Source organism: Pedococcus sp. 2YAF34, from assembly GCF_052114585.1.
Lineage (GTDB): Bacteria > Actinomycetota > Actinomycetes > Actinomycetales > Dermatophilaceae > Pedococcus.
The window spans coordinates 1-4,603 of sequence record NZ_JBFRFA010000071.1; the positions used below are offsets into that span (position 1 = coordinate 1).

General features: G+C 72.7%; 5 protein-coding genes. 2 read left to right on the forward strand and 3 right to left on the reverse strand.

The features are described from left to right. Nucleotides 1-137: integrase core domain-containing protein (locus tag AB4Z02_RS18830; RefSeq protein WP_441972888.1), on the forward strand; the 137-nt coding region annotated here is incomplete at its 5' end. A gap of 13 nt (nt 138-150) precedes the next feature. On the opposite strand, the gene AB4Z02_RS18835 is transcribed toward AB4Z02_RS18830, so the two are convergent. Then, nucleotides 151-543, reverse strand: coding sequence for a VOC family protein (locus tag AB4Z02_RS18835; RefSeq protein WP_441972882.1), 393 nt, complete (start codon nt 541-543; stop codon nt 151-153). A gap of 145 nt (nt 544-688) precedes the next feature. On the opposite strand from AB4Z02_RS18835, the gene AB4Z02_RS18840 reads away from it, so the two are divergent. Beyond that, nucleotides 689-1,189, forward strand: a complete 501-nt coding sequence (locus AB4Z02_RS18840) for a hypothetical protein (RefSeq protein WP_441972884.1) — start codon at nt 689-691, stop codon at nt 1,187-1,189. On the opposite strand, the gene AB4Z02_RS18845 is transcribed toward AB4Z02_RS18840, so the two are convergent. Together AB4Z02_RS18845 and AB4Z02_RS18850 are read right to left on the reverse strand one after the other, a co-directional pair. Beyond that, entirely contained in the window at nt 1,084-2,358 is a 1,275-nt protein-coding gene (locus AB4Z02_RS18845; RefSeq protein WP_441972886.1) for a glycosyltransferase, read from the reverse strand. The genes AB4Z02_RS18840 and AB4Z02_RS18845 overlap by 106 nt on opposite strands. 11 nt (nt 2,359-2,369) lie before the next feature. Then, on the reverse strand, nt 2,370-4,475 hold the full coding sequence (locus AB4Z02_RS18850; protein WP_056882969.1) for an ArnT family glycosyltransferase: 2,106 nt from the start codon (nt 4,473-4,475) through the stop codon (nt 2,370-2,372). Nucleotides 4,476-4,603: the final 128 nt, after the last annotated feature.

Below are 4,603 nucleotides of genomic sequence, written 5' to 3' on the forward strand. Positions count from 1 at the left end.
GGGCCTACCGGCAGGTCTTCACCAGCAACACTGCCCGCCAGCAAGCCCTTGCCCCATGGCTGCAGTACTACAACCATGAACGACACCATTCAGCCCTCGGAGGCCACCCCCCGATCAGCCGCGTGACACCAACCTGATGGCTCGGTACAGCTAGAACGCGGACCCCTTGCGCCAGGCCATCTCCTGCAGCTCGAACGAGTTGCCGTCGGGATCGGCGAAGTCGGCGCCCTTCACGCCCCCGCCGAAGTCGCGGACCGCGCCGACGTCCACGCCGCGGCCGATGAGCTCGGCCCGTGCCGCCTCGATGTCCTCCACCACGAGGTGCAGCCCCCTGGAGCTGCCGGGTTCACCGCCGTAGACGTCGAGGCCGGTGCCGAATCCGATCGAGCACCCGGACCCCGGCGGCGTCAGCTGGACGACCCGGACCCCCTCGGCCGGCTGGACGTCGACGTCCTTGGTGAAGCCGAGCCGCTCGGTGTAGAAGACGATGGCCCGGTCCACGTCCGAGACGGGCAGCGGCACGAGCTCCAGCTTCATCTGCATCGGGGTGGGTCCTTCCGTCCGGTGGTGGTGCGCCATCCTCGCAGGCGCTGCGCCGCGGAGTGGTCCGTTCGGACCGGACGCAGCGGTGTGGCGCCTGCCAGGCGCCGGGGTGGGGGATCCTGTCGCGACCGCACCGAGGAGTCCCATGTCGCACCCGTCCAACCCCTACGGCCCGCCGCAGCCCCAGCCCGCGCAGCTCGTGCACGCCGCGCAGGCGGCCCAGCCCTACCCGTACCCCGCGCCCGGCCAGGTGTGGAGCCAGCCCGTCATGCCCCCGTACGGTGCGCCGCCCCGCCAGCGCAACGGGCTCGCCATCGCGGCGATCGCGATCAGCGTCGTGTCGCTGCTGGCCTCGCTGGGCGTCGTGGGGTTCATCGCGGTCAGCTCGGCGGCCGGCCCGTCGTGGGTCCTGCAGGGCGAGGTGCGCCCGGCGGGCTCCGCGGTCTCCGCCGCCGACCTCGAGTCGGCGCTCACGAAGCTCGTCGAGGACGACGGCGGCTCGGTCGACGAGATCGTCTGTCCCGGCTCCTCTGCCGTCGGTCAGGGGCTCGTGGCGGTCTGCCACGGTTCCGTCGACGGGTTCGACTGGACGGGCCTCGTGGTGTTCGAGGACGAGTCGGGGACGTTCACCGTCAACCAGCTCTGAGGGCTCGGTCGGAACATCCAGGTCCGCATCGCCACGAAGCGCAGCACCGTCGACAGGGCCGTCGCGAGGGCCACGACGGCGGTCTGCGCCGCGGTCGCCGGAGTCGTGGCGAGCAGGTGCAGCAGCCCGAGTCCGCCGGCGGTCAGGAGCCACGTCACGCCGAAGAGGGCCAGCCCCTGGGCCTGGTGGCGTACGGCGCCGCGCCCGTGGACCCCGAAGGTCCAGCGGCGGTTGAGGGCCGTGTTCGCGACGGTGGCCACGAGCAGTGCCACCAGGTTCGCCGCTTGCGCTCCCGTGCCGCCGCTGCGCAGGGCGGCGAAGGGGCCGAGGTGCACGAGCGTGCTCAGCACGCCGACCACGGCGAACCGCTGCAACTGCTGCCACGTCCGCGTGCCGGCCGTCCCGCGGCCGAGCCGGCGGGCGATGTCCTCCACCGGAAGCCGTCCCCCGGCCAGGGCGCGGCGCACGCGCCATACCCCGCGCAGGTCGTCCATCGCGGTGCCCACGACGTCGACGCGGGAATCAGGGTCGTCGAACCAGTCGACCGGCACCTCGTGGATCCGCAGCCCGCTGCGCTCCGCCAGGACGAGCATCTCGGTGTCGAAGAACCAGGTCGTGTCCTCCACCAGCGGCAGCAGCTCCGCGGCGACGTCGGCGCGGATCGCCTTGAAGCCGCACTGCGCGTCGGTGAACCGTGCCCCGAGCGCTCCGCGCAGCAGCAGGTTGTAGCAGCGCGAGATGACCTCGCGCCTGGCGCCGCGCACCACCCGCGACCCTGGGGCGAGTCGGGAGCCGATGGCGAGATCGGAGTGGCCGGACATCAACGGGGCCACCAGCGGCCACAGTGCGTCGAGGTCGGTCGACAGGTCGACGTCCATGTAGGCGAGGACCGGCGCGTCCGAGGCGAGCCACACCGCCTTGAGCGCCCGACCGCGTCCCTTCTGCTCCAGCCGGGCCAGGGCGACGCCGGGGAGCTCGGCCACCAGGCCCGACGCGACCTCGGCGGTCGCGTCGGTGCTGGCGTTGTCGGCCACCGTGATGCGGAACGGGTACGGGAACGTCTGCACCAGGTGCTCGTGCAGCCGCCGGACGCAGGCCGCCACGGTGTGCTGCTCGTTGTGGACCGGGATGACGACGTCGAGGACGGCCGTCGGGTTCGGGGTGCTCATCACCGTCGTCCTCAGGTGGTCTGGGCGCTGGCCGCCCCGGTCGTGCCCGTGGAGCCGGACAGCGGCTGGGTCAGGTCGTAGAACGTCGAGCCGCCGATCGTGACCGAGGCGAAGTTCGCCGCCACCCAGGTCGAGATCTCGCTGCCCGTGCCGCTGCCGCCCACGCCACCGCCCACGCCACCGCCCATGCCGCCACCCGGGCTGCCACGTCCGCCACTGCTGGCGGCGAAGTAGTGGATGTCACCGTCGGCGACGTACTGCTGGAACTGCGCCAGCGTGGGAGACGGGTCGCTGCCGTTGAACCCACCGATCGCCATGACCGGCAGGCCGGTGCCGAGCTGGAGCCCGGCCGCGTTCTGGGAGCCGATGGCCGCGGCCACCCAGCGGTAGGAGCCGGCGTCGGCGCTGAGGGCCGCCACGACCTCCGTGGAGGGGGTGCTCGCGTCAAGAAGGCCGCCCATGCCACCACCCGTGGTGCCTTGGGGAGCGCCGGTGGTGCCGCCGTTGGCCGCGGCGCCGGTCCCACCCTGGGTCATCCCGGGAGGGGTGCCCCCGCCCCCCGGCCCGCCACCGGGCATGCCGCCCCCGAAGCCTCCCCGCCCCGTGGACGGGCCGGCCGTGACGATGGAGCCGGTGTGGGCGGTGCCCACCGTCTGGAGGCTGTACGCCGCGGGGCCGGCGAGGGCGGCCACGAGGGCTCCGGCGACGACGACGGGGACCCAGCGCCGGTGCAGCTGCGTGACGGCGAGCAGGAGGAACGCGCTCGCCATGCCGACGACCAGGACGGCGATGCGCAACCAGCTCTGCCAGTCGGTGCGTGACAGGAGGATGAACGACCAGGTCGCCGCCGCGGCGGTGGCGCCCGCGAGGGTGATCGAGCCGATCGGGCGGTGCCGGTTCTCCCAGGCCTCGCCGGCTCCCATGCCGACGACGGCGGCGACCGCCGGGGCCAGCGCCACCGTGTAGTACTCGTGGAAGATGCCGGCCATGAACGAGAAGGTCAGGCCCGTGACGAGGAGCCAGCCGCCCCAGACGACGTAGGCAGCGCGACGGCCGTCAGTGCGGGGTGCGCGGCCGCGCAGGACCAGGCCCACGGCGAGCAGGATGAGCGCAGACGGGACGAGCCAGGAGATCTGGCCGCCGATGGTGGTGCCGAACATCCGGCCGATCCCGGTCGCACCCCAGCCGTTGCCGCCACCGACGGAGCCCGTCTCGTTGCCGCTGATGCGACCGAGGCCGTTGTAGCCGAACGTGACCGACAGGAACGAGTTGTCCTGGCTGCCGCCGATGTAGGGCCGCATGCTCGCCGGGACGAGCTCCACGATCGCGACCCACCAACCGGCCGACACAACCATCGCCGCGGTCCCCATGAGGGCTCCGACGATGCGGCGGCGCAGGGACGTGTCGGCGAAGAGCAGGTAGGCGAGCCCGAAGGCGGGGACGACGAGCAGGACCTGCAGGGCCTTGGTGAGGAAGCCGAGGCCGATGAGGACGCCGACGACGGTGAACCACTGGTGCGAACCCTCGTCGATCGACTTCAGCGTCGCCCAGGCGCCGAGCGCCATCAGCAGGACGAGCAGCGCGTCGGGGTTGTTGAACCGGAACATCAGCACCGCCACCGGCGTCAGGGCCATCACGAGTCCGCCGACCAGGCCAGCGGCAGCGCCGAAGTGGCGACGCACGGTCGCATACACGACGCCCACGGTGGCCACGCCCATGAGCACCTCGGGCAGGAGGATCGCGAACGAGCTGAGGCCGAGGACGCGCACCGACAGCGCCATCACCCAGAGCGAGGCCGGCGGCTTGTCCACGGTGATCGAGCTGCCGGCGTCGGAGGAGCCGTAGAAGAACGCCTTCCAGCTCGTGCTGCCGGCTTGCACGGCGGCGGAGTAGAACGAGTTCGCGTAGCCGCTCGAGGTCAGGTCGTAGAGGTAGAAGAGGGCGGTGGCCAGCAGCAGGCCCAGCAGGGCCGGGCGCGCCCAGGACGGGTCGCCGTCGTGTCCGCGCCACAGGCGCTGGAGACGGCGGGGTGCGGCTGGGTCGGCCTGCCCGGTGGTGGCACGGGGGAGGGCCGGGGTGCCGTCGGCCGCGCTGCGGTGGAGGGTCATGGTGTCCATGGCTCCAACGGTCGAACCGGTCACTGTGGGGTTCCTGTGGCACCCCTGAGGCCCGCTGATGAGCCTCAGGGGCACCGCGCCCTACGCGGCGAGGGGTGGGGAGTGGCTGCTTCCGGTGCGCCGGAAGC